The organism is Hymenobacter coalescens (assembly GCF_054783195.1).
Genome location: NZ_BAAGRA010000025.1, coordinates 42,486 through 63,760, shown reverse-complemented (window position 1 = coordinate 63,760; position 21,275 = coordinate 42,486). Strand labels below are relative to the sequence as shown.

The 21,275-nt window shown below is 66.5% G+C and carries 22 protein-coding genes; 11 read left to right on the top strand and 11 right to left on the bottom strand.

Annotated features, from left to right (window positions below; all coding sequences use genetic code 11):
- Positions 1–34 precede the first annotated feature (34 nt).
- From ACYVKQ_RS21540 to ACYVKQ_RS21530, 3 genes are all read right to left on the bottom strand, one after another.
- Positions 35–1,339: a PAS domain-containing protein gene (locus ACYVKQ_RS21540; protein ID WP_460677434.1), complete on the bottom strand. Its 1,305-nt coding sequence runs from the start codon at positions 1,337–1,339 to the stop codon at positions 35–37.
- A 199-nt stretch (positions 1,340–1,538) separates the two neighbouring features.
- Positions 1,539–1,985: an SPOR domain-containing protein gene (locus tag ACYVKQ_RS21535; RefSeq protein WP_460677433.1), complete on the bottom strand. Its 447-nt coding sequence runs from the start codon at positions 1,983–1,985 to the stop codon at positions 1,539–1,541.
- Positions 1,986–2,631: 646 nt separating this feature from the next.
- Entirely contained in the window at positions 2,632–3,852 is a 1,221-nt protein-coding gene (locus ACYVKQ_RS21530) for a Gfo/Idh/MocA family protein (protein ID WP_460677432.1), read from the bottom strand.
- A 191-nt stretch (positions 3,853–4,043) separates the two neighbouring features.
- On the opposite strand from ACYVKQ_RS21530, the gene ACYVKQ_RS21525 reads away from it, so the two are divergent.
- Positions 4,044–4,790, top strand: a complete 747-nt coding sequence (locus ACYVKQ_RS21525) for a porin family protein (RefSeq protein WP_460677431.1) — start codon at positions 4,044–4,046, stop codon at positions 4,788–4,790.
- Positions 4,791–4,921: 131 nt separating this feature from the next.
- Here the strand turns inward: ACYVKQ_RS21525 and ACYVKQ_RS21520 are convergent, their stop codons facing one another.
- From ACYVKQ_RS21520 to ACYVKQ_RS21510, 3 genes are all read right to left on the bottom strand, one after another.
- The gene (locus ACYVKQ_RS21520) at positions 4,922–6,178 is read right to left on the bottom strand and encodes a porin (protein ID WP_460677430.1); all 1,257 of its coding nucleotides are present in this window, start codon (positions 6,176–6,178) and stop codon (positions 4,922–4,924) included.
- A gap of 105 nt (positions 6,179–6,283) precedes the next feature.
- Entirely contained in the window at positions 6,284–6,733 is a 450-nt protein-coding gene (locus ACYVKQ_RS21515; protein ID WP_460677429.1) for a GNAT family N-acetyltransferase, read from the bottom strand.
- Between the two features lie 208 nt (positions 6,734–6,941).
- Positions 6,942–7,763, bottom strand: coding sequence for an aldo/keto reductase (locus ACYVKQ_RS21510; protein ID WP_460677428.1), 822 nt, complete (start codon positions 7,761–7,763; stop codon positions 6,942–6,944).
- Positions 7,764–7,904: 141 nt separating this feature from the next.
- On the opposite strand from ACYVKQ_RS21510, the gene ACYVKQ_RS21505 reads away from it, so the two are divergent.
- Positions 7,905–8,234 (top strand): hypothetical protein, encoded by a 330-nt coding sequence (locus ACYVKQ_RS21505; protein WP_460677427.1) that lies wholly within the window; start codon positions 7,905–7,907, stop codon positions 8,232–8,234.
- Between the two features lie 105 nt (positions 8,235–8,339).
- Here ACYVKQ_RS21505 and ACYVKQ_RS21500 read toward each other — a convergent pair whose 3' ends face one another.
- Positions 8,340–9,293, bottom strand: coding sequence for a 3-oxoacyl-ACP synthase III family protein (locus ACYVKQ_RS21500; RefSeq protein WP_460677426.1), 954 nt, complete (start codon positions 9,291–9,293; stop codon positions 8,340–8,342).
- Positions 9,294–9,631: 338 nt separating this feature from the next.
- Between ACYVKQ_RS21500 and ACYVKQ_RS21495 the strand changes: the two genes are divergently transcribed.
- Positions 9,632–10,171 (top strand): DUF4136 domain-containing protein, encoded by a 540-nt coding sequence (locus ACYVKQ_RS21495; RefSeq protein WP_460677425.1) that lies wholly within the window; start codon positions 9,632–9,634, stop codon positions 10,169–10,171.
- Between the two features lie 82 nt (positions 10,172–10,253).
- Here ACYVKQ_RS21495 and ACYVKQ_RS21490 read toward each other — a convergent pair whose 3' ends face one another.
- The 3 genes from ACYVKQ_RS21490 to ACYVKQ_RS21480 all read right to left on the bottom strand — a co-directional run bounded on the left by ACYVKQ_RS21490 (position 10,254) and on the right by ACYVKQ_RS21480 (position 12,247).
- A complete protein-coding gene (locus tag ACYVKQ_RS21490) occupies positions 10,254–11,090 on the bottom strand; it encodes a YsnF/AvaK domain-containing protein (protein ID WP_460677424.1) in 837 nt (278 codons plus the stop codon).
- Between the two features lie 47 nt (positions 11,091–11,137).
- Positions 11,138–11,578 (bottom strand): YsnF/AvaK domain-containing protein, encoded by a 441-nt coding sequence (locus ACYVKQ_RS21485; RefSeq protein ID WP_460677423.1) that lies wholly within the window; start codon positions 11,576–11,578, stop codon positions 11,138–11,140.
- 261 nt (positions 11,579–11,839) lie between these two features.
- Positions 11,840–12,247, bottom strand: coding sequence for an ester cyclase (locus tag ACYVKQ_RS21480; RefSeq protein WP_460677422.1), 408 nt, complete (start codon positions 12,245–12,247; stop codon positions 11,840–11,842).
- Positions 12,248–12,551: 304 nt separating this feature from the next.
- Between ACYVKQ_RS21480 and ACYVKQ_RS21475 the strand changes: the two genes are divergently transcribed.
- The 7 genes from ACYVKQ_RS21475 (at position 12,552) to ACYVKQ_RS21445 (ending at position 19,820) form a co-directional block, all read left to right on the top strand.
- Entirely contained in the window at positions 12,552–14,753 is a 2,202-nt protein-coding gene (locus ACYVKQ_RS21475) for a TonB-dependent receptor (RefSeq protein ID WP_460677421.1), read from the top strand.
- Positions 14,754–14,988: 235 nt separating this feature from the next.
- Positions 14,989–15,693: a hypothetical protein gene (locus ACYVKQ_RS21470; protein WP_460677420.1), complete on the top strand. Its 705-nt coding sequence runs from the start codon at positions 14,989–14,991 to the stop codon at positions 15,691–15,693.
- Between the two features lie 71 nt (positions 15,694–15,764).
- Positions 15,765–16,442: a hypothetical protein gene (locus ACYVKQ_RS21465; protein WP_460677419.1), complete on the top strand. Its 678-nt coding sequence runs from the start codon at positions 15,765–15,767 to the stop codon at positions 16,440–16,442.
- A gap of 21 nt (positions 16,443–16,463) precedes the next feature.
- Positions 16,464–17,600, top strand: coding sequence for a sensor histidine kinase (locus ACYVKQ_RS21460; RefSeq protein ID WP_460677418.1), 1,137 nt, complete (start codon positions 16,464–16,466; stop codon positions 17,598–17,600).
- A 105-nt stretch (positions 17,601–17,705) separates the two neighbouring features.
- Complete coding sequence (locus tag ACYVKQ_RS21455) at positions 17,706–18,491, top strand: LytR/AlgR family response regulator transcription factor (RefSeq protein ID WP_460677417.1); 786 nt, start codon at positions 17,706–17,708, stop codon at positions 18,489–18,491.
- 135 nt (positions 18,492–18,626) lie between these two features.
- A complete protein-coding gene (locus tag ACYVKQ_RS21450) occupies positions 18,627–19,217 on the top strand; it encodes a hypothetical protein (RefSeq protein ID WP_460677416.1) in 591 nt (196 codons plus the stop codon).
- Between the two features lie 66 nt (positions 19,218–19,283).
- Positions 19,284–19,820, top strand: a complete 537-nt coding sequence (locus ACYVKQ_RS21445) for a GAF domain-containing protein (RefSeq protein WP_460677415.1) — start codon at positions 19,284–19,286, stop codon at positions 19,818–19,820.
- Between the two features lie 18 nt (positions 19,821–19,838).
- On the opposite strand, the gene ACYVKQ_RS21440 is transcribed toward ACYVKQ_RS21445, so the two are convergent.
- Positions 19,839–20,474: a CatA-like O-acetyltransferase gene (locus tag ACYVKQ_RS21440; protein WP_460677414.1), complete on the bottom strand. Its 636-nt coding sequence runs from the start codon at positions 20,472–20,474 to the stop codon at positions 19,839–19,841.
- Between the two features lie 58 nt (positions 20,475–20,532).
- Here ACYVKQ_RS21440 and ACYVKQ_RS21435 point away from each other — a divergent pair, with 58 nt between their 5' ends.
- On the top strand, positions 20,533–21,237 hold the full coding sequence (locus tag ACYVKQ_RS21435; RefSeq protein WP_460677413.1) for an HAD family hydrolase: 705 nt from the start codon (positions 20,533–20,535) through the stop codon (positions 21,235–21,237).
- Positions 21,238–21,275: the final 38 nt, after the last annotated feature.

Here is a 21,275-nt window from a genome sequence, read left to right as displayed (position 1 = left end):
TAGGCGCGAAAGCCGTGGCCGAAAACGGGAAGGATTAGCGGGTGGCGCTGTTGAGCCGTTCGAGCGTCTTGCGGGCCAGCACCAGGTCCGTTACCTCGTAGGCAAAGACCGTAATGCCAGCCTTCTGGCCGCCTTCGTAGAAAAGTTGGTACGTGAAGTTCAGGTACGCCTGCCGGGCCTCGCCGCCGTTTTCCTGTTCCAACATGATCAGGAGCTCGTTGCCGTGAAACGCTTCGCCGGTCTCGTACACCTTGTTGAGCAGCTCCACGAAGCCTTGGTCCACCACCTCCGGCAGGGCTTCCACTACCGGGCGGCCCATGAGCAGGCGCCCGCGGAACAGCTGCTGGTAGCGCGGGTTGACGAAATCGAAGCGGTGCTCGGGGCCGCGCAGGATGCAGATCAGCGCCGGGGCCTGCATGAGCAGGTTGTGGAAGGTTTCGCGCTGGCTTTCGGCCAGTTGGTAGGCTTGGTAGGCCTGGTCCGACAGCACGGCCTGCTGCTCGTTGGAGTCGAGCAGCTCCTGCACCATTTGTTTCTGGTCGTGGATGTCGATGGCGCCGCCCACCCACATGGTAATCTGGCCCTCGGCATTGCGGCGGGGTACGCCGCGGGCCAGCTGCCAGCGGTAGTGCCCGTCGTGGCGGCGCAAACGGTATTCCTGCTGCGACTCTGTGCCGGCCTTCACGGCCTGCAGCCAGGTTTGCAACACCCGGTCCCGGTCGTCCGGGTGCAGGTCTTCGGCCCAGGCGTGGTCCAGCAGCTGAGCCATCGACTTGCCCGTGTACTGCTGCCACCGCTGATTAAAGTAATCCACCTCACCGCTGGGCGAGGTGGTCCACACCATCATCGGCAGCGCTTCCAGGGTAAAGCGGGCACGCTCCTGGCTTTCGGTCAACTCCTGCTGCATGCGCTGGCGGTTCAGCTCGGCCAGGTGTTGCTCGGTCACGTCCTGGGTGCGCTGCACGATGTAAAGCAACGCGCCCTGCTCGTCGAGGACGGGGTAGTGGGTGGCCTGCCAGTAGCGCTCCTCCAGGCCGCCGCCCTGCGCGACGGGCCGCTCCAGGTCGTAGCGGATCAGCGGCATGGTGTGGGCCTCCTTGTGGCGGCGCACGTGCTCGTGCGAGGCCTTGATGATGTCCGCCTGGTTTTGATCGGCGGCGGGGTACGCCTCAAAGAAGGGCTTGCCAACCACTTCGGCGCGGCTTTTCATAGCCACCGCCGCGTGGCGGTCGGTGTCGTCGAGAATGGTGGCGTCCGCATCCGGAGCGATGATGAGGAAATTATCCGCGAGCGAGCGAAACAGGTGCTGGTAGTTGAGCTGAGTGGCGAGGTCGGCCATGAGCAGACGGCAGAAAAGAGGCGGGGCAATGGGTGCGTTTCGGGGTTGGAAAACGCGGGTAAGGAGCGGAATAGGCTCAAAGATACAGCACACGCTTGGTCGAATCAGGCAATCGGGCGCTGGAAAAGTGCCAACCCATAAAAAAGCAGCGCGGGCCGGTGGGGCCCACGCTGCATGTGCCGGACTGAAAGCCCGGGGCTTACAGGGGGCGGGGCGGCTGGCCCGGGCGCCGCTCCAGAATGCGGCTGCGCTGGGGGCGCAGGGCCGCGTCCTGGGGCGTGTCGGCCAGGGCGCCGCGGTGGCCGATGCCGATTTCGTGCACGTCCACGGCGCCGGCGTGGTCGAGCAGGTCGCGGGCGCGTTCGGCTTCCAGGTACGTATCGACGTGGGCCGCCACGAAGCCGTGGCGCCGCGCGTCGTAGCGCGGGGCGCTGCTGTTGGCCGGCGGACCGAAAATGGCCATGATCAGGTGGTGAAAGCCGTCGTTTTCGGGAAACTCCCCGGTTGGGTTTTCGGTCGTGGTTGTATCGTGGTCCGATACCTCCACGCAGTCGGGCGCGAAGCCGTTCTGGGTGAGCTGATCGGCGGCGCGCTGGGCCGCCTCGACGGTGCTGAAGGCGCCGACTACGGTGTGCGGATGTACCATGGCAGGGAGGAAGGTTGAGGATGAACAATCGGCCCGGGCAGCACGGCGGCCCGGCAGAAAACCTTTTAGCTCAACGCAGCAACCCCGGCGTGGGTTGAGCCGCGCTGGTTTCCGCCTCGGAAGCGGCCGGCCTGCCCGGCTTACCCGGCGCGCAGCGCCGGCGGCGGGGCCACTGGTCTCGCCCGATTGCCCCGCACGAAAGAGTCGGGATGCAAGAAAGCGGGGAGCGGGGCATGGGCCTGAAGCCAGCGGCTTCCTGGTGCAAACCCGGGATTTTGCCGTAACTAGCCACCTCGTTCGCCCTGGCGGCCCGGGCAACAACGAGGGCCGCGTGGTCGTTAGAACCACTGCGTTTATTCATTCCTAATTGCTTCCTCACCATGGCTAAGGCCCAAGACGCCCGCAAGGAAAAAAAGAAAGAGCCCACCAAAACCGCCAAGGAAAAGAAGGCGGCCAAGGAGGAAAAGAAGAAGGTCCGCGACCGGAGCAGCGAATAACTGTCGGCTCTGCGTCCGCAGCCGCGAAGGGCAGCCTCCGAATCGGGGGCTGCCCTTCGCGTTAAAGGCGTATTGGGTTTTAGATTGTAGCCATGCTGAGCTGAAGCTAAACACGTTCTAGATCAGCAGGCCCGCGGCGGCAGGTGGGATTAGCCTTTGCCGCCGGCCTTATCCAGCACCAGCTTCACGTCCTTGGTCGGTACTTTCTGGCCGGTTTCGGCGGCGCGGTAGATGGCCAGCAGCAGCTGCACGTCGCGCAGGCCCATTTCGCCGGGCACGCGGGTGGGCTTGTCGTTGAGCACGCAGTCGGCGAAGTCGTCCATCTGCGCGGCCTGCTGGTTCACGTTCCGGATGTTCATCGGTCCTTGGCTGCTGCGCCCCTCAATACCGCCGTAGCCGAAGGCCGGCTGCAGCTCAAACCAGCCCTTGGCCGCCTCGGCGCGCAGGCGGCTGTTCATGTTCTCCGCGTAGCTGGTGCGGCAATCGGCCACCGCGCCGTCGGCAAATTGCAGCTGCCAATCGACCCCGGGCTCTACTTCCCGGAAGAGCTGCTTGTTGGTGTTGGGCGCAAACTTGGCCGTGACGGATACCGGCACCTGCCCCTTGGTGTAGAGGGCGCCTTGCAGGCAGTAGATGCCCATGTCCATGAGCGGGCCGCCGCCGCTGAGCGTGCGGTCCACGCGCCAGGGCGTGTCGTTGTTGAAGCGGAAGCCGTTGTCGGCCAGCAGGCGCTGCACCGGGCCGTAGGCCTGCTGCTGGCCCAGGCGCATCACCTCGCGGTGGTGGGGCTCGAAATGCAGGCGGTAACCGATGCTGAGCTTTTTGCCGGCCTGCTGACTGGCCTGAATCATGCGCTGGGCATCGGCCACGGTGGTAGCCATGGGCTTCTCGCAGATGACGTGCTTGCCGGCCTGCAGGGCGCGCACCGTGTATTCGGCGTGCAGCGCGTTGGGCAGCACGATGTACACGATGTCGATGTCGGGGTTGTCGGCGATGCGGTCGAAGGTTTTGTAATCGTACGTGCTGCGGGCCGCAAGGCCGTACTGCTGCTGCCACCGCGTGGCCTTGGCCGACGTACCCGTCACGATGCCCGTGAGGCGGCACAGCTGGGTTTGCTGCAGCGCCGGCGCCAGCTGGCCGCCGCTGTATTTGCCCAGGCCCACCAGCGCCACGCCCAGCTTGCGCCCCTGCTGCAGCGCGGCTAGGCTGGCTTCGCCGAAGCCGGGTTCGATAGTCAGCCAGTCCAGCGGCCGCGCCAGGGCGTGGGCACCCAACAGTGTGCCGCCCAGCGCAAGGGCCGTGGAGCGAATAAACTGCCGCCGGCCGACAGCGGAAACTGAAAAGGAATCGGGGTCGGAAGATGGGTTCATGACTCGGAGCATAAGGCGACGATTCTGAGGTACTGCCCAAACGCCGATCAGGTTGTCGGATAGATGCTTAGCCGAACGTGCGTACGGGCCGGAGGCACCGGCCAGGCGTCCGAAGGCGGATAGGGAGGCGCATGCAACCTGGTCGCCGGTTTGGGGCTCGTCGCCAGGTTCACCTTATTTCCACTTTCTGCATGAACTCTGTTTTTACTGCTACTATCTGGGCAGCCGGATATTTACCGGCCACAGCCGCCTGGGCCCAGCCGCCCAGCCGCCCGGTGCGCCTTGGGGTACGGGCCGGACTCAACCAGGCCGATGTGACCCTGCACAACCAGCCCGTGGGGCCCGAATCCAGCTACCAAGGCCGTACGACGCCGCTCTACAGCTGGCAAGCCGGAGCAGTACTCGAAGCCCGGCTGAGCCCGTGCCTGGCGCTGCAGCCGGCCCTGCTGGTGACGCAGAAGGGGGCGAAGCTGCGCAGCGCGAGCGTGGCCCAGGGTGCCGCCGGCTGGACCCACCTCGAAGCCAATAGCACCCTGCGCTACCAGTGGCTGGAACTGCCCATGCACGCGGTGTACTCGTTGCCGGGGCGTACGGGCTTGCAGTTGTTTGGCGGCCCGTACGCGGCGGCCCTGCTGGGCGGGGAGGAGCGGGGTTCAGAGGCGAGCTACACAGAAATCGACCGCGGCTCCTTCACCGAAGTCACGCCCACGACCCACCGCGCCATCCGCCAATCGGCGTACGCGAAGTCCGCTGCCGCCGTGCGCTGGGATGCGGGCCTGAATTTCGGCCTGGGTTACGCGCGCGGCCCTTGGCAGGTACAGCTGGGCTACGGCCTGGGCCTGCACGACATGCACCGCCCGGACAGCAACAACACCCGTATCCGACGCAACCGCGGCGCGCAGCTTACCGCCACGTACTTCCACGCCCGCAAAAGCTAGCGACCTTGGGGTGGCGGCTGGCCGGTGGCTGCCCCAAGGCTAGCACACGGCTGCGCGTCAGCTTCCCGCTGGCCACTTGCGGGTACGGCCCGCCGACCCGAAACCGGGTCGTTTCATCAAAACTGAGCTACTCAGAAATTCAGCTGCGCCTGCAGGCGCAGCAGGCCGCCGCGCTGCCGGTTGCCCTTGCTCTGCAGGTCCTCGAAGCGACGGGAGGAAAGCGTGTACATCGGCACCAGTTCCAGGAATTTCAGCGGCTGCCATTCCAGGCCCAACTCCAGCTCCCGCACCTGGTAGCTGCGGGCATCCCGCTCGTGCTTTTTGCCCCCTTGGTAAAACTGGCCGCGCACGAAGGGGTAAAACTGCTGGCCGCCCAGGCGGGCGCGGTAGGTGAGCGTGGCGTAGCCGCCGTGCAGGCGGCGCGTTTCGATGCTGTCGGTGGCGGGGTTGAATTCCGGTCCGCGGCCCACGTTGTACTCCGCCTGCAGGCCAAACGGTTGGGGGTAGAGCACCAGCGACGCCGCGGCGCGCTGGTCGAGGTAGTTCAGGTCGGGGCGGTGCTTCACGCCCCTCGAGAGCTGATCGGTGCCCAGCGTGTAGCGGCCCGAGTAAGCCTGCACGCCCGGCTCGATGATCTGACGCCCCACCACGAAGGGGTAGCTCACGCGGGCCACCACGTGCTGACCGTTGTTCTGCTCCGAGCGGTTGGCGCCCTGCCCGTTGAACACGCCCACGGCCACCACGCCGTAGTCACCGGAGCCCTTCAGCCCGTCGTTGACCAGGGCCGCGAAGCGCTGGCGCACTTTCGTGGGGGCCCAGTACACGAACGCGCCCAGGTCCCGCTCGTTGGCCACGGCGCTGTTCAGCGCGTCGTTGCGGTCCAGGGCCAGGCGCTGCTGGCTCGATTGCATGTTCTCGAAGCCGTAGGGCACCTTGCTCTGGCCTAGGCGCACCCGAAAACGGCTTTGAGCGTCAAGGCCGATGTCGAAGTACGCGTCGCGGACCTGGGCAAACTGCCCGGTGCTGCTGCCGCCGGGCGTGCTGGCAAAATCGGGCTGCAGGTAGAAGTATACCCGCGGGTGCAGCTGCCCGAACACGATCAGGCGAATGCGCCGAAAGGAAATGCCGCCGTTGTCGCCCCAGGACCTATCGCACTGCTCGCACTTCAGCGCGGGGTTGGTTTCCAGCAGGCGGTTGTAGCGCACCTGCATGTACCCGCGAATCGACACGGCCTCGTACCACGGTTTTTTGGCGGCCTCCGCTGGCGTTCGGGAGGCGGTAGCGGAGGCTAGCAGCCGCTGCAATGCCGGGCTTTTGGTCGAGTCGGCGGGGGCTTGTCCGAGGGCCGGCGAAGCCAGCAGCAGCAGGCTGCTTAACAGTTTTTTCATGCAATGATAACTCTGATACAAAGAGAGCCATCAACTGTTACTTCAACGTGTCGGCAGCGTTAAGCCTGTGTTACCAAGCCGGTTGGGCGGCACCCGCGCGGCCGTCTAGGCGCGGAGCATATAGATGTGCGGAATGCCGTCTTCGAGGTAGCCTTCGCCCTGCTGCCGGAAGCCAAAGCTTTCGTAAAACGCTTTCAGGTACAGCTGCGCCCCGATGCGGATGGGCTGCCGGCCAAACAGCGCTTCGCACTGCCCGATGGCCCGGCGCATCAGCTCCCGGCCGAAGCCGTAGCGGCGGTAGCGCGGCGAGGCTACCACCCGCCCGATGCTCACCTCGGCGTAGCTGATGCCCGCCGCGAACAGCCGGGCATAGGCCGCCAGCTCGCCCGTGGCGGTGTAGCCCAGCAGGTGATAAGCGGCCTGGTCCTGGCCGTCGATGTCCTGGAAGGCGCACTGCTGCTCCACCACGAACACCTCGCTGCGCAATTGCAGCAGGGCGTAAAGCTCGGCGAGGGTAAGGTCTTGGTAAGGCTTGGTGGTCCAGGTCAGGGTCATTGGAAAGTTGATTTGAAGCAAAGCGGCAAAAGTAGGCCGCGGAACCGGGCACTCAGGAAAAAGCCGTGCGCTGAAGGTGGTGCTGGCCCGTTGTGAACCACTGCGCCCGTCCTGCCCCGAGCAACTTGCTGCTGGCGCAGGTTTCGGCTTTTCGGGCAAGCCCGCGCGACAGAGCGCGAAGAGGCGCCGTTGCAGCGAACAGCTCTGCCTACAGCCCGCGCACGTACGCGACCATCTTTTCCCGCAACGCGGCGTCCGGCAGCTCGCCTTCGGCGGCGCGCAGGTTGTCGGCCAGGTGCGCGGGGTTGCCGGTGCCGGGAATCACGCACGTCACGGCCGGGTGCCCCAGCAAAAACTTGAGTAGCAGCTGCGGCCAACTGGTGATGCCCCACTCGGCGGCCCACGCGGGCAGGGGCCGGCCGTGCAGGCGCCGCAGCAGCCGTCCTTCGCCGAAGGGCCGGTTGATGAGGGTAGCCACGCCGAGCGCGGCCGCGGCGGGCAGCAGCCGCTGCTCGGCGTGGCGGTCGTCGAGGGAGTAGTTGAACTGCACGAAGTCCCAGGGCGCGGCGCGCAGTACCCGCTCCAGCTCCGCGTGCATGCCGTCGGTGTAGTGCGTGATGCCGAGGTAGCGCACCCGGCCGGCCTGCTGCCATTCGCGCAGGGTGGGCAGGTGGGTTTGCCAGTCCACCAGGTTGTGCACCTGCAGCAGGTCCAAGGAGGGGCGGCGGAGCTTGCGCAGCGAGGCTTCCATCTGCGCGATGCCCGCCTGCCGGCCCTGCGTCCAGACTTTGGTGGCGTAGAAGTACGCTTCGGGTGCGGGCAGCTGGGCCGCAAGGGCTCCGACGACCTCCTCGGACCGGCCGTACATCGGGGAGGAATCGATGACCGCGCCGCCGTGGGCGCGCAGGGTCTGCAGCGTCTCGCGCAGGGCCGGCGGCGCGGCCGGCGCGGGCGCATCAAAGGTTTGCCAGGTGCCCAGCCCGATGACGGGCAAGGGCTCTTGGCTGGCCGGAATCGGGCGGGTCAGCATGGCAGCTACGGTTGGGAAGGTTCGTGTACGCAAACCAGGGGTGGTGTGCCCACCACGACGCGAAGTAGCCCGTGCGGCGGCGCCGACGGAACGAGGGGCCGGCCGTCTGCGTAAGCGGAAGCTCCATTCTTCCGAAACGCCATGAGCAAGAAAACCACGAAACTAGCCAAGGCCCAGCGCACCAGCGGCGCCACCACCAGTGCCGAACACCCCGACCCGCAGGCCCGCAAAAAGCGCCAAGGCCCGAGCACCGGCACCATCGTTGGGGCGTCGCTGCTGGCCCTGGGGGCCGGGGTCCTCATTGCCCTGACGCGCCGCAGCTGGCCCATCAAGGAAGCGCAGCGTGCTGCCACCGGCCAGCCCCAGCCCGTCGATACGGCCCTGAACGCGGAGGTGGCTGGCGCCACCCAGTCGAGCCCCAAGTCCGCCAACAGCTTCACCGACGAGGGCGCCACCGGCAACAACGACTAAGCCGCCGCTTCGAAACGCGTGGAAAGCCAAAAAGGCCCCGAATCATCGGGGCCTTTTTCATACCGTTCCGCTGCGCGGCAGCACAAAGCGCCGGCCTCCACGGGTTCAGGCTTCGCGGGTGAGCAGCATGGCCCCGTAGGAATAGCCGCCGCCGAATACCGTGACCACCACCCGGTCGCCGGGCTGCAGCAGGGGCAGGGTGTCGGCCAAGCCGATGGCCGCGCCCGCGCAGCCCGTGTTGCCCAGCGTTTCCACGTTCGACACCAGCCGCTCGGCCGGCAGGCCCGTGTTGCGCAGCACCACGTCGCTGATGCGCTTGTTGGCCTGGTGCGGAATCAGCCAGGCCAGGTCCTGCACCGTCAGGCCCTGGCGCTCCAGCACCTGCTCGGTTACGCGCGTCATGTACTGGCAGGCGTACTGAAACACGTCGCGGCCGTGGGGCATCACGATGTCGCGGTCCAGCGGGCGAAGCGTGACGGCGGTGGTGGCCTTGCCCATGGTAGCCGCGCCGCCGGTAATAACCTCGTCGATGCGCAGATCGGTGGGGGCGAGGCGCTCGGCCGTGAGCAGCAGCGCCGCCGCCCCGTCGCCCCAGAGGTGGCCGGCCACGGTGTCGTGCTCGTTGTTGTAGGCCGTGTTGTGCTCCGACGTCACGACCAGCGCCCGGCGGGCCTTGCCCAGCGCGAAGTAGCCCTGCACGATTTCCACCGCGTTCAGCAGCGAGGAGCATGCCGAGGAAATGCTGACCACCGGGATGTCGGCCACGTCCAAGGCGTGCTGCACGGCGTGGGCCAGCGTTACGATGGTGTCGTGGGGCGTGTAGGTGGCCCCGATGATCAGGTCGATGTCGGCGGCCTCGATGCCGGGGGCTTCGCGCAGCACCCGCTGGGTGGCCGCCATGGCCATGGTGTTGGTGTTTTCATCCGGCCCGGCCCACCGCCGTTCCCGGATGCCGGTGCGCTCGATGATCCAGTCAGAGGAAAGCCCGTTGAGCCGGGTGAAATGGTCGTTGGAAACAACGGTAGCGGGCAGATAGGCCGCGACGTGGTGCAGATACACGGATGACGATGGGGGTAGGCAACGGAAAAAGTAATGGCGCGGTGATGGGGGAAAGCATCGGGCCAGGCCGAAGGTAGGCAGCCCTGTTGGTACGGGCGGGGCCGCACTGCGTTGTGTGGGGCATGGCCGAAGGGCTTAAGCATCGGCGTAGCCGTTCCGCGCAGGGCCTGCCTAGGGCCGGTATGACCGTGGGTGAACTGGTGCACGGGGCATCAACGAGGGAGTTGCTACCCCTGATAACTGCCTCGAACAGGCGTTTCTGCGTACACCCGGAGTCAGGGCCCTGTCGGCTGCGTGGGCAGGACCGGGAGCGGGGCCGTTACCTCAGCGTATTCGTTATGCGACCCATGCTTTTGCTGCTGGCCCTGTGCACTGCCTGCACCTCGGCCGGCATTCAGTCCGCCGAGCAGGCGCCCGGCGTCGATCTGGCCGCCTACCGCACCTACAACTTCATGGAAGGCGAGGTGCGCACCGAAACCGAGTTCGGCCGCGGCGGCGTAGCGCTGGCCGAGGTAAAGCAGGCCGTGGCCCGCGAAATGGAGCGCCGCGGCTACCAGCGCGCCGCGCAGCCCGAGCTGTGGGTCAACATCGGCGTGGTAAACGAAGAAAAGGTGCAGACGCGCCAGACCGATTTCCGCACCGATGCCGCTCCGTACTACATCGGCCAGCGCCGCTACTCCTGGCACGCCGGCGAAGTGCCGGTGCGCACCTACGAGGTCGGCACCGTGACCGTGGACGTGGTGGATGCCGCCCGCAACGACCTGGTGTGGCAGGGCGTGACGGCCCGGCCGCTGAGTAAAGACCCGGCCAAGTCGGCCCGGCGCGTCGACGAGGCCCTCACCGAGCTGTTTGGGCGCTACCCGGTGGCACCACGCTAGCCCCGTTTCGGGCCCGCTCGATACAAAAAACGGCGGCTGGAAATCCCAGCCGCCGTTTTTTTACTGATTTGCTTCCGCGCTGCTAGAGGCCGCCGCGGGTATCCATGTCATCGTTCTGGGGCGAAGCCGAACGGCGCTGCTGCACGTCCCGGTTGCCTTCCAGGCGCTCCACGTCCACGTCGGTGCGCCGCACCGTGCCGCGGATGGTTTCGTCGCGTTCCTGAACATCCTTGCCCAGGCGCACTTCCTCCACCACGCGGGCTTCTTTGCCCACCACCGGCACTTCGGCGCGCTCGGTGATTTCCATTTCGCCTTCGCGGAAGTTCTGGATGTCAGCTTCCGACGCCGGACGGTTTACAGGCACCCGCTCGATGTTGACGTGCTCTTCGCGCAGGCGCAGGTGCTCTTCTACCGGGCGCTCCACGATGCGGCTGCGCAGGCGGGCGCCGCCGGTTTCCACCACGCGCTTGCCCACCTGCATCTGCTCCTCGATGATGGGAATAGCGCCGGTGGTGTTTTGCTCCGTCATGCTTTGCTGCTGGTTTTGCTGCTGGCTCATGCCTGTCCAGCCGCTGCGGTACTGCTGGGCCCGCTCGTCCACGTCCACGGCGCCGCAGCGGTCGAGTACGTCCCGGGCGCGCTCGGCTTCCTGGGGCGAGTCGGCGTGCACGGTTACCATGGCACCGCGGCGGGCCACTTCGGAGTAGCGCGACACGTCGTCGTCGCTGCTAAAGAGGGAGCGGAAAAAGCCGCTGATGGAATCATCGTTGCGGGTTTCGGGGCTCTGAGTCGTAGCGCCGGCGTTCTGAGCGGCTACATCTATATGGTCGCGGGTTACCCCGATGCTTTCAAGTTGCTGGGCGGCCTGACGGGCCTGGTTGGCATCGTCGAACATGCCAATGACGGTTTGTTGTACCATGGTGTTTGGTTCAGGTTGTGGATGATAAAAGAACGAGCGGGGGCGGGTTAGCCTCCCGCGGAATTGGGAGTGCCGCTGTGGCGCTCCACGATGATTTCTTCCTGCCGAAGGGTCACCGGCTGGGTGGTATCGGCCTGCACCTGGCGCTTGGTGATGCGCACTTCCTCCACGAAAAGGATGCGCTTTTCTACCACCAGCACCTCGCGCAGCACCGGCATGATGGTCGTATCGCCTTCGTAGCGCACGGCGGGCGGCGCCACGTCCACGTACTGGTTGATGGGTACCCGCTCCACCTCGATTTCTTCGCGCACGGTGGGGGCTGTCACTTCGTGGTGCTCCTCGTGCACCTGCTTGGTGACGCGCACCCGGCCCGTTTCCACCACTTCGGTGCCCACACGCAGCTGCTCCTGAATGACGGGAATCACGAGGGGCTGCTCCGGTGGGGTGGGCGGGGTAGGCTCAGCAGCAGGGGTGGGGGTAACTGACATGCAAAGGTGTGGTTGGAGCCCGGCGGCAAGCCGGACCGCGTGAAACATTCCGATACGTGACGGAGGCGACTCGGAAAGCTTACGCCCTGGCAATTGGATTGTTATTGTCCAGATTGATATAATAAAATCAATAAAATTATATATAGAGGGTTTGCCCACGGGCCATAGGTTAGCGGCAGCAGGATATAGTCGTGCTGAGTAAAGGATTGAGAATCAGGAGCGCCCGCGCCAATCGAGCGAAGGGAATAGCCGGAAGCCGGCCTATTGGGCTGCGGCCGCCACTCCCGCGGCAAGCTGCTGCTGCATGGCAACAAAGTCGAAATGATTCCAGCCCTCGTAGATCTGCCCGTCCTCCAAGTGAACCATGCAGATGCCCGAAAACCGGACCGGCGTGCCCGTCAGGCGTTGGGTGGCCGTGGCCGTGCACAGGGCTGCCTCGTGGTCCTCGTCGGCAATGGCCTTGTCGACGGAAATGTGGATATCGGTGAATTCGTCGCAGAACCCGCGGTAGAACTCGCGGAAGGCGGCGGGGCCCCGGCGGGCGTCTTCGCTGGCCAAGCCGTGGATGGTGGCCTCGGGGTGCACCAACTCGTCGATGACGGCTTCGTGGCCCTGGTTCCAGACCTCGTTAAACCAGCGAAACAGCAGGGTAGAATGAACGTCGCGCATGGGGACAGGTAGTTAAAGGGTGGGAAATGACCGCGCCACCGGCTCGGGGCGCAGAAGCAAGTAGCCTTGACTGCTAAGAAGTTACAAATAATATAGCCTAAGCTGAATGCTGGCGGGCGGAAAATCAACCCCGGGGCGCAAGGCGCTGGAGGCAGGCTGAGGGGGCGCGTGTGGCCGGCCCGCCCGGCGGGCGTCGTCGGGGCCTGGGCCCACTTCATCCGGCTCATCCGACGCTTCGGTAGCAGGAAGTGGCCGGGGCAGGGGAGGGCGGCCACTTTTGACGCAGAACAAGCCCTTCTGCGCTATGAAACGCCTGCTACCCCTGCTACTGCTCTGCCTGCTCGCCGCCGCGCGCCTCGCCGCCCAACCCGCCACCGCGCTCAGCGGCACCGTACGCGATGCGGCCGGCCAGCCCCTGCCCGGCGCCAACGTGTTTCTGAAAACCACGTTCGACGGGGCCACCACCGATTCGCTCGGCCGCTTCCGCTTCACGACGCGCCAGACCGGCACCCTGCCCTTGCTCGTCACGCTGATGGGCTACCAGCCCCAGGAGCAGCCGGTGGTGCTCGACGGACAGCCCAGGCGCTTCAGCCTCGCGCTCAAGGAAGTGCGCAACCAGATCGGGGACGTGACCATCACGGCCGGCTCCTTCGAGGCCAGCGACGAAAAGCGCAGCACCGTGCTCAAGCCCCTGGACATCGTGACCACCGCCGGCGCGCTGGCCGACATCAACGGAGCGCTGAACACGCTGCCCGGCACCTCGCGCAACGGCGAGGAGGGCAAGCTGTTCGTGCGCGGCGGGGCGGCCCACGAAACCAAGCAGTACCTCGATGGGCTGCCCCTGCAAAGCCCTTACGGCGCCAGCGTTTCGGGCCTGCCGGCGCGGGGCCGCTTTTCGCCCATGCTCTTCAAAGGCACCGTGTTCAGCACCGGCGGCTACTCGGCCGAGTACGGGCAGGCGTTGTCGGCGGTGGTGGGGCTGAACTCCGTGGACCTGGCGCCCGAAACCCAGACCGGCATTACGCTGCTGTCGGTGGGGCTGAGCCTCTCGCACCAGCAGCGCTTTGCGCGCAGCTCCGTGGCCGTGACGGGCGACTACATGAACCTGCAGCCTTATTTCGGGCTGGTGCCGCAAAGCTTCGGCTGGCGGGTGGCCCCGCAGTCGGCCGGGGGCTCGGTGGCCCTGCGGAAGCGGGTGGGGGAGCTGGGCATGGCCAAGGTGTACGCCGTCGTCACGCGCCAGGAAATGGCCCTGCGCCAGCCCATGCCGGGCTACGCCGACGGCATGCCGGTGGCCCTGCTGAGCAACAATGAATACGTGAATGCCTCCTTCCGCAGCCCGCTGCGCGGCGGCTGGAGCCTGCAGACCGGTGTGGCCGGTACCCGCGACGAGCAAACCATCCGCCCCGACCAGCAGCGGCTCTACGAGCTGGAGCAGTCGGTGGTGGGGCGCGTGGTGCTCACCAACGATTCGGCCGGCACCTACTGGAACCTGAAACTGGGCGCCGAGGGCCTGGGGCAGCGTTTTCAGCAGCAGTACCAGGCCACGGCCGAGGACGAGCCGTTGCGCACGGGCTTCACCGAGGGCCGGGCCAGCGCCTTTGCCGAGTCGGACGTGGCCTTCTCCAACCACCTCGTGGCCCGCGCCGGCGTGCGCGCCGAGTATTCGGGCGTGCTCGGCCGCTGGAACGCCGCCCCGCGCCTGGCCCTGGCCTACCAGCTGCCGGGCGAAGGCAGCCAGCTCTCGGCCGCCTACGGCCACTTTTACCAAACGCCGACCAACGATTTGTTGCGTGTGGGGCAGTACAACGACGCCTTGCGCTTCGAGCGGGCCACGCACTACCTGCTGACCTACCAGCGCCTGAAAAACGACCGGACGCTGCGCCTGGAAGCCTACCTGAAGCAGTACGCTAATCTCACCCGCTACGACGCCGCCAGCCCCTTCAACCCGGGCGCCTACGGCAGCACCGGCCGCGGCTACGCCCGCGGCGTGGACCTGTTCTGGCGCGACCGGAAAACCCTCAAACGCACCGACTACTGGGTGAGCTACGGCCTGGTGGATACGCGCCGGCAGCAGCGCCAAGACCCGACGCTGGCCGTGCCCACCTTCGCCTCGCGCCACAACCTCTCGGTGGTGGGCAAATACTGGATCAGCCGGCTGCACACGCAGGTGGGGGCCACCTTCAGCTACGGCTCGCCGCGCGCCTACCACGACCCGAACCGCCCGGGCTACAACCAGGGCCGCACGCCCAGCTACCAGGATCTGAGCCTGAGCGTGAGCTACCTCACCACCATCCGGAAAAACCTCACCATCGTGTACGCCTCGTGCACCAACGTGCTCGGCCGCGAGAACGTGTTCGGCTACCGCTACGCCGCCACCCCCGACGCCACTGGCCTCTACCAGGGCGTGGCCGTGACGCCCTCGGCCCCGCGCATGCTGGTCGTAGGCCTGCTCATCTCCATCAACAAGAAGCGCCCCGCCGACATCGATACGGCGCCGGAATAAGCCGACTTGCCGGCTGACGAGGCGCGAGCTGGATGCCTCTGCTTCAGCTGCCGCCTATCAAAACGACGACGTGCCTAAAACCTCATCCGGCCCCGGCGGCAGCTCATCCCGCTAATCCGACGCTTCGGCAACCTAAAATTTCAGCCCCTCGGGCTAGCCCACACTTTTGAACCAGCAGCGCCGCAAACGCCGGCCGCTCACCCCTAACCTCAACCCCCAACCTTTCCCGCACGCCATGAAAAAGCCCCTGCTCATCCTCGCCCTTGCCGCCGCTTCCTGCTCCGCCGTGGCCCAGAAAAAAACGGCCCCGGCCCCCGTCCAGGCCGCGCAGCCCGCCGGTTACGCCGACATGATGAGCGCCACCATTCAGGAGCTGATGAGCACCGGCGACCCGGCCCAGTTGCAGGCCGTGGCCGGCAAGCTGGAGCGCGCCGCCGCTGTGGCCCCGCAGGACTGGCTGCCGCGCTACTACCAGGCCTACGCGCTGCTCATTGCCACCTTCACCAGCAAGGAAGAGGGCGACGTGAAGGACAAGCAGCTCGATCAGGCCGAGGCGGCCCTCGGGCAGGCGCGCAAGCTGCGCGGCGACGAGTCGGAGCTGCTGGTGCTGCAGGGCTACATCCACCAGGCCCGCCTGGGCATCTCGCCGATGATGCGCTCCATGAAGTACTCGCAGCTGGTCACCGAGGTGCTGGAGCAGGCCAAGAAGGCCAACCCGGCCAACCCGCGCATTTACTTGGTGCAGGCCAACAACCTGTACTACACGCCGAAGATGTTCGGCGGCGGGGCCGAGGCCGCCAAGCCCCTCTACGAGGAAGCCAAGGCGCGCTTTGCCGCTTTCGTACCCGGCAGCCCGCTGGCACCCAACTGGGGCGAGCGGCAGCTGAAGGGCCGACTGGCCGCCTACGCCGCTCAGCCGGCGGCCCAGCCCGCTAAATAACCCGCGGGTTCCGTGCCCCGCAGTGGGGCGCCGGGTTACCGCCGCGCTTTTTCGCACCTTCACTTCCAGCCATGAATCAGCTGCATACCCTCAACATCGGCCTGCACATCGCCGGCGGCACGCTCGCGCTGCTGCTGGGGCTGGTGCCGCTGCTGGGCCGCAAGGGCGGCGCCATCCACCGGCGCTTCGGGCGCTGGTTTCTGGGCGCGGTCGGCGTGGTGCTCGTCACGGCCGTGTTGGGGCTGGTTGTGTTCGACTTCCGCGCCTACCTGGTAGGCATCGTGCTGCTGAGCGGCTACCGAGCCTGGGCCGGGGTGCGGGTGCTGCGCCTGCGCGCCACCGGCCCGCGCCGGCTCGACGCGGTAGCGGCCGCGCTGGCGCTGGTGGGCGGCGTGGGCTTCCTGGTGAGCCTGCACCTGATCCGGTTGGTCTGGTCGCCGGTGGTGATTTACTCCACGGTGGGGGCGCTGCTGCTCATGAGCGTCTACGACCTGGCGCGCTTCGCCTTCGTGCCCCTGTGGCGCCGCCGGCTGTGGCTGCCCGACCACATCTGGAAAATGGTCAGTTCGTACTTTGCGCTGGTGTCGGCCTTCACGGGCACGGTGCTGCCGCAGTACAAGCCCTACAGCCAGTTACTGCCCTCCACGGTTGGTGTGGCGCTGGCGCTGGGCTTCATCGGGTACTACAGCTGGCGCCGCGCGGCGGCCCACCGGGCCTGGTCCGCACCGCCCGTAACCACCACGGCCTAGGCAGGGCCTGCTTCTTCCGCTATGTCCTTCATGTTTCCGGCCGACGCGGCCGAACGCGCCCAACTCGACCACGAGCCCACCATGCCGCCCATCCGGCGCTGGACGCGCCAGCACAAGCTGCGCTGGCTGCGCCTGCTGGCCACGGTGCTCGTCATTTCCCTGAGCATCGGCTCCTTCACCTGCCCCGACTGCTGGGGCGACGGGCGCAAGGTGCTCATCAACTACGTCATGAACTTCGCCTACACCATGGGCCTGTGGCTGACCAATGGCTACGCGGTCGACTGGCTCGACCGCTACGCCAATTGGAAGCGCGAGCCGGTGCGGCGCCTGTGGCTGACGCTAGTCGTTTCGCTGGGCGGCTCGCTGGTGGTGATTATCGCCATTAACTTCTGCTTCCTGGTGCTGTACCGCGGCCTGAGCCCGGCCGTGATGCTGGCGCCGGCCGCGCTGAGCCGCGTCGTGTTCCCGCTGATTTTTACTTCCATCATCTCACTGGTGCTCCACAGCCGCTCGTTTCTGCTGGGGTGGCGCGAGGCGCTGATCCGCAACGAGCGGTTGCAGAAGGAAATGGCCCAGGCCGAGGCCGAAACCCTGCGCCAGCAACTCGACCCGCACTTCATGTTCAACGCCCTAAACGCGCTGACGTCGCTGGTGGAGGAAGAACCCAAACTGGCCGTGCGCTTTATCCGGCAGCTTTCGCAGGTGTACCGCTACGTGCTCGACGCCCGCGGCCGCGACGTGGTACCCCTGCGCGACGAGCTGGAATTTGCCGAGTCCTACCTGTTTCTGCAGCGCATCCGCTACGGCGAGGCCCTGCAGGCGATGCTGCCCCCGGCGGCCGCCGTGCCCGCCCAGGCCGTGGTGCCGCCGCTGAGCCTGCAGCTGCTGCTGGAAAACGCCCTCAAGCACAACGTGGCCACGGCCAGCCAGCCCCTGCAACTGCGCATCGAGTTGGAAGAGGGGGGGCGCCGCCTGCGCGTGGTCAATAGCCTGCGCCCGCGCCGCGTGGCCCCGGGCGAGTCTACCGGCATCGGGCTGCCCAACCTGCAGGGCCGCTACCGCCACCTCACCCCGGAGCCCGTGCAGATCGAGCGCGGCGCGACGGAATTCACAGTAACCTTGCCCGTGCTGGCGCTGGAAAGCGAACTGGTGGGCTAGTGAAATAGCACGCCGAACGGGAGTTTGCCCCCGTTTTCCTGGTATTTGTACATTGGCCTGCGCCAGTACATTCTCCTATATTTCTCCCCTTTGCCACGCTTAAAGATGACCGCCTTCATCGTCGAAGACGAGCCGCTGGCCGCCCGCCGCCTCACCGATTTGCTGCGCCGCCAGCAGCCGCCTGTGCAGGTGCTGGCCACCGCCGATTCGGTGGAGGCCGCCGTGGCGCTGCTGCACGCCGCATCCACCCCGCCCGACGTGCTGTTTCTGGATATTCACCTGGCCGACGGGCTGAGTTTCGAGCTGTTTGAGCGCGTGGAGGTGCGCTGCCCGGTCATCTTCACCACGGCCTACGACCAGTACGCCCTGCGCGCTTTCAAGGTCAACAGCATCGATTACCTGCTCAAGCCCATCGACGAAGACGAGCTGCAGGCCGCCCTGCTGAAGCTGCGGGCGGTACGCGCGGCCCCGGCCCCCGCCGCGCCGGCACCGGCCTTCGATCCGGCCCTGCTGCAGCAGGTGTTGCAGCAGCTGCAGCCCCAGCAGCAGTACAAAAAACAGTTCGTGGTGAAGGTGGGGGAGCACCTGAAGGTGGTGCCGGTGGAAAACGTGAGCTATTTCTTCAGCCTCGAAAAAGCTACGTTCGTGCAAACCCGCGAAAACCGCCGCTTCGTGCTCGATCAAACCCTGGAACAGCTGGAGAAGATGCTCGATCCGCAGCAGTTTTTCCGCCTGAACCGCGCCTACCTCGTCCACCACGAGGCCATCCAGGACATCATTCATTACACCAACTCGCGCCTGAAAACCACCCTGCAGCCCGCCGGCCCCGAAGGCGACGTGCTGGTAAGCCGCGAGCGGGTGTCGGCGTTCCGGCAGTGGCTGGACCGCTGAGAAATCAGCGTTGGCTGCGGCGCGCGGGTGAGCAAGCCGCCCGAGCCTCGTGCCAAACCCAACCTCCGGCTGCGCACCCGGCCGCGGTGACTATTCCTAAGTATGGCTTTATTAAGGCTGAATCCCCTTCCCCAAATGGCTGATAACGCGGTGCTGCGCCGGGCGGCGGCCGCGGTGTCCCTGCTCGGGCATCCGCTGGTCACGGCGGTGCTGTTCACCGGCTTCGCGGCCTTTCGCCTGCTTGATGCGCGCACCGCCGCCTGGGCCTTGGCGCTGGTAACGCTGGGCGTAGCCGGGCCGATGGCCGCCTGGAGCTGGTGGCAGGTGCGCCGGGGGCGCTACACCAACTTCGACGTGTCGGTGCGGGAGCAGCGGCGCTCCTTTTACCCGCGCCTGCTTGGTTTGCTCGGGGCAGGGGCCGCTTTGGCCTTTAGCATCGATTCCGCTGCCGCTTTTCGGCCGGGGCTGGTCGTGGCGCTCGGACTGCTTGCGCTGTGTTACGTGCTCAATTTCTGGCTGAAAGTGTCGCTGCACGCGGCGCTTTCGTTTTTCCTGGCTGCCGGCGTGGGGCTGCTGGCGGGCGCGGGCTGGGGCAGCGCAGCGCTGGCGCTGGCGGCGCTGGTGGCAGCCTCGCGGCTGGTGCTGCGGCGGCATACGGTGCCGGAGGTGCTGGCGGGTGCGGCCCTGGGGCTGGGCGCGGCAGCCGTGCTGATGAGCCTGCACTAACCCGTTGTCCGCCGCCAACTCAGGGCCCGGGCGTGCGTACTGCGGTAAGCCCCAAGCCTTACTGCCATGAACGATGCCGCTGCCCTGACCGAACTGCAGGCCCTGCTCGCCGCTCCCGCCGACGCGGAAGCCGCCCTCACCGCCGCGCTTGCCCTGATCGGCCCGCAGGTGCGCGCCGACCGTTGCTTCCTGTACGTGCGCGACCCGGCCCGGGGGCGCGGCCGCATTGCCCTGGTTTGGCGCCTCGACGAAGCCGTGCCCGACCCGCGCCACGACTGGCAGGACGACACCGGCGAGCTGCCCCGGCAGGACCCGCTGTTTCGGGCGGCGCTGGCCGGCCAGCCCCCGGTTTATGTGGAAGACGTGGACGCGGCCGGCCCGGAGGTGCTCAACCGCGACTTCGAGCGCCGCACCTTTGGACACCGGGCGCTGGTGCACGCCCACGTGCTGGATGCGCAGGGGCAGCTCTGGGGCATTCTGCAGCCCTGCGTGTTCGGCCACCCGCACCACTGGACGCCCGCCGAGCGGGATTACCTCGAAGCCGCGCTGCCGTTGCTGCTGCCGGTGGTGCAGGCGTACGTGCGCGGGCCGGAGGTGAACTGAAGATTCCGGGCTTGCCGATCAGGCCTCGTCGTCCAAGGCCCGTTGGAGCGCCTCGAGCAGCAGGCCCACGTGGTAGCCGTCGGCCAGGCCGTGGTGGGCATTGATGGCTACCGGCATGAGCAGCTGCTGACCCTGGCGGCGGCAGCGGCCCACCGATATTTTCGGTACCGAATCGGGGTGGGCAAAGGTGCGGGCATGGGTGAGGCCGCTAAACGAAAACCAGGGCACGGCCGAGAAGTGGATGACATCCGGGCGGGCGGTAGTTTCCGACAGGCGCAGGCCGCTGCTGGCGCGCACGGCCTCCATTTCGGCCGTTAGCCCCTGCCCGAAAGCCAGTAGATCTGCCGTGTAGGGCACAAAGCTGAAGCCGAAGGTATTGTCGGGGCGCATGAGCGTGGCGGAGGCGTGCACCGCGTCGTAGCAGTACACCTGCCCCTCCTCGATGCGGTAGCGAAACGCCTCCACCGCGTTGACGGCGCGCAGCACCGCGTGCAGGTACACCTGGAAAAACGACACGCCCAGCTCCTTGGCGCGGCCGTAGGCGCGGGCGGCGTCCACATCGGCCACGATGCCGAAAAAGGGTTCTTCGAAGGCCGCGAAAAAGGCGAAATGCTCGCGGCGGTTCCAGCTTGGGAGGTCTAGCAGGTGCTTCATGGCGGGGCAAGTTCGGTAACTTTGCCCAAGGCGGGCCCACTGCGCCCACCACCAGCTTATGCCCGCTCCCAAGCTTATTGCCTTCGACGCCGACGACACGTTGTGGCCCAATCAGCCGCACTTCGACCAGGCCGAAGCCCGCCTCTACGACCTGCTCACGCACTACGCGGACGCTGACACGCTGAGCCGGAGTTTCTTCGAGGTGCAGCGCGAAAACCTGCCCCTGTTCGGCTACGGGGCCAAGTCCTTTATGCTGTCGATGATCGAAACCGTCATTCGGTTGACCCAGGGGGCCGTGACGGGCACGGAAATCCAGCAGATCCTCGACCACGGCAAGCGCCTGCTCGATTTTCCCATTGAGCCCCTGCCCGATGTGCCCGAGGTGCTGGCCGTGCTTCGGGAGCAGGGCCTGCCGCTGCTGCTGCTGACCAAGGGTGACCTGTTCGACCAGGAAAGCAAGCTGGCCCGCTCCGGCCTGGGCCACTACTTTGACCACGTCGAAATCGTGAGCGAGAAGGACGAGGCCACTTACCAGCGCGTGCTAGCCCGCTACGGCCTGCAGCCCGCCGAATTTGTGATGGTCGGCAATTCCCTGAAGTCTGATGTATTGCCGGTAGCCCGGTTGGGCGCTCGGGCCGTTCATGTGCCCTACCACACCACGTGGATCATGGAGGAGGTGCCGGCCGAGCAACTGGTGAATGTAGCGTTTCACCAAGTGGCGGTGCTGGCCGAAGTGCCGGCTTACCTGGCCACCCTGGAATAGGCGGAGTAGGAATTTTTCGGGGGAGACGCAGGACGTCG

Bases quoted from the DNA above. Each gene is read 5' to 3' on its own strand.
- ACYVKQ_RS21530 (WP_460677432.1), bottom strand. From the start codon at position 3,852: ATGAACCCATCTTCCGACCCCGATTCCTTTTCAGTTTCCGCTGTCGGC.
- ACYVKQ_RS21440 (WP_460677414.1), bottom strand. From the start codon at position 20,474: ATGAAGCACCTGCTAGACCTCCCAAGCTGGAACCGCCGCGAGCATTTC.
- ACYVKQ_RS21450 (WP_460677416.1), top strand. From the start codon at position 18,627: ATGGCTGATAACGCGGTGCTGCGCCGGGCGGCGGCCGCGGTGTCCCTG.
- ACYVKQ_RS21465 (WP_460677419.1), top strand. From the start codon at position 15,765: ATGAATCAGCTGCATACCCTCAACATCGGCCTGCACATCGCCGGCGGC.
- ACYVKQ_RS21445 (WP_460677415.1), top strand. From the start codon at position 19,284: ATGAACGATGCCGCTGCCCTGACCGAACTGCAGGCCCTGCTCGCCGCT.
- ACYVKQ_RS21505 (WP_460677427.1), top strand. From the start codon at position 7,905: ATGAGCAAGAAAACCACGAAACTAGCCAAGGCCCAGCGCACCAGCGGC.
- ACYVKQ_RS21495 (WP_460677425.1), top strand. From the start codon at position 9,632: ATGCGACCCATGCTTTTGCTGCTGGCCCTGTGCACTGCCTGCACCTCG.
- ACYVKQ_RS21455 (WP_460677417.1), top strand. From the start codon at position 17,706: ATGACCGCCTTCATCGTCGAAGACGAGCCGCTGGCCGCCCGCCGCCTC.
- ACYVKQ_RS21490 (WP_460677424.1), bottom strand. From the start codon at position 11,090: ATGGTACAACAAACCGTCATTGGCATGTTCGACGATGCCAACCAGGCC.
- ACYVKQ_RS21475 (WP_460677421.1), top strand. From the start codon at position 12,552: ATGAAACGCCTGCTACCCCTGCTACTGCTCTGCCTGCTCGCCGCCGCG.
- ACYVKQ_RS21535 (WP_460677433.1), bottom strand. From the start codon at position 1,985: ATGGTACATCCGCACACCGTAGTCGGCGCCTTCAGCACCGTCGAGGCG.
- ACYVKQ_RS21470 (WP_460677420.1), top strand. From the start codon at position 14,989: ATGAAAAAGCCCCTGCTCATCCTCGCCCTTGCCGCCGCTTCCTGCTCC.
- ACYVKQ_RS21460 (WP_460677418.1), top strand. From the start codon at position 16,464: ATGTCCTTCATGTTTCCGGCCGACGCGGCCGAACGCGCCCAACTCGAC.
- ACYVKQ_RS21435 (WP_460677413.1), top strand. From the start codon at position 20,533: ATGCCCGCTCCCAAGCTTATTGCCTTCGACGCCGACGACACGTTGTGG.
- ACYVKQ_RS21510 (WP_460677428.1), bottom strand. From the start codon at position 7,763: ATGCTGACCCGCCCGATTCCGGCCAGCCAAGAGCCCTTGCCCGTCATC.
- ACYVKQ_RS21525 (WP_460677431.1), top strand. From the start codon at position 4,044: ATGAACTCTGTTTTTACTGCTACTATCTGGGCAGCCGGATATTTACCG.
- ACYVKQ_RS21515 (WP_460677429.1), bottom strand. From the start codon at position 6,733: ATGACCCTGACCTGGACCACCAAGCCTTACCAAGACCTTACCCTCGCC.
- ACYVKQ_RS21480 (WP_460677422.1), bottom strand. From the start codon at position 12,247: ATGCGCGACGTTCATTCTACCCTGCTGTTTCGCTGGTTTAACGAGGTC.
- ACYVKQ_RS21540 (WP_460677434.1), bottom strand. From the start codon at position 1,339: ATGGCCGACCTCGCCACTCAGCTCAACTACCAGCACCTGTTTCGCTCG.
- ACYVKQ_RS21485 (WP_460677423.1), bottom strand. From the start codon at position 11,578: ATGTCAGTTACCCCCACCCCTGCTGCTGAGCCTACCCCGCCCACCCCA.
- ACYVKQ_RS21520 (WP_460677430.1), bottom strand. From the start codon at position 6,178: ATGAAAAAACTGTTAAGCAGCCTGCTGCTGCTGGCTTCGCCGGCCCTC.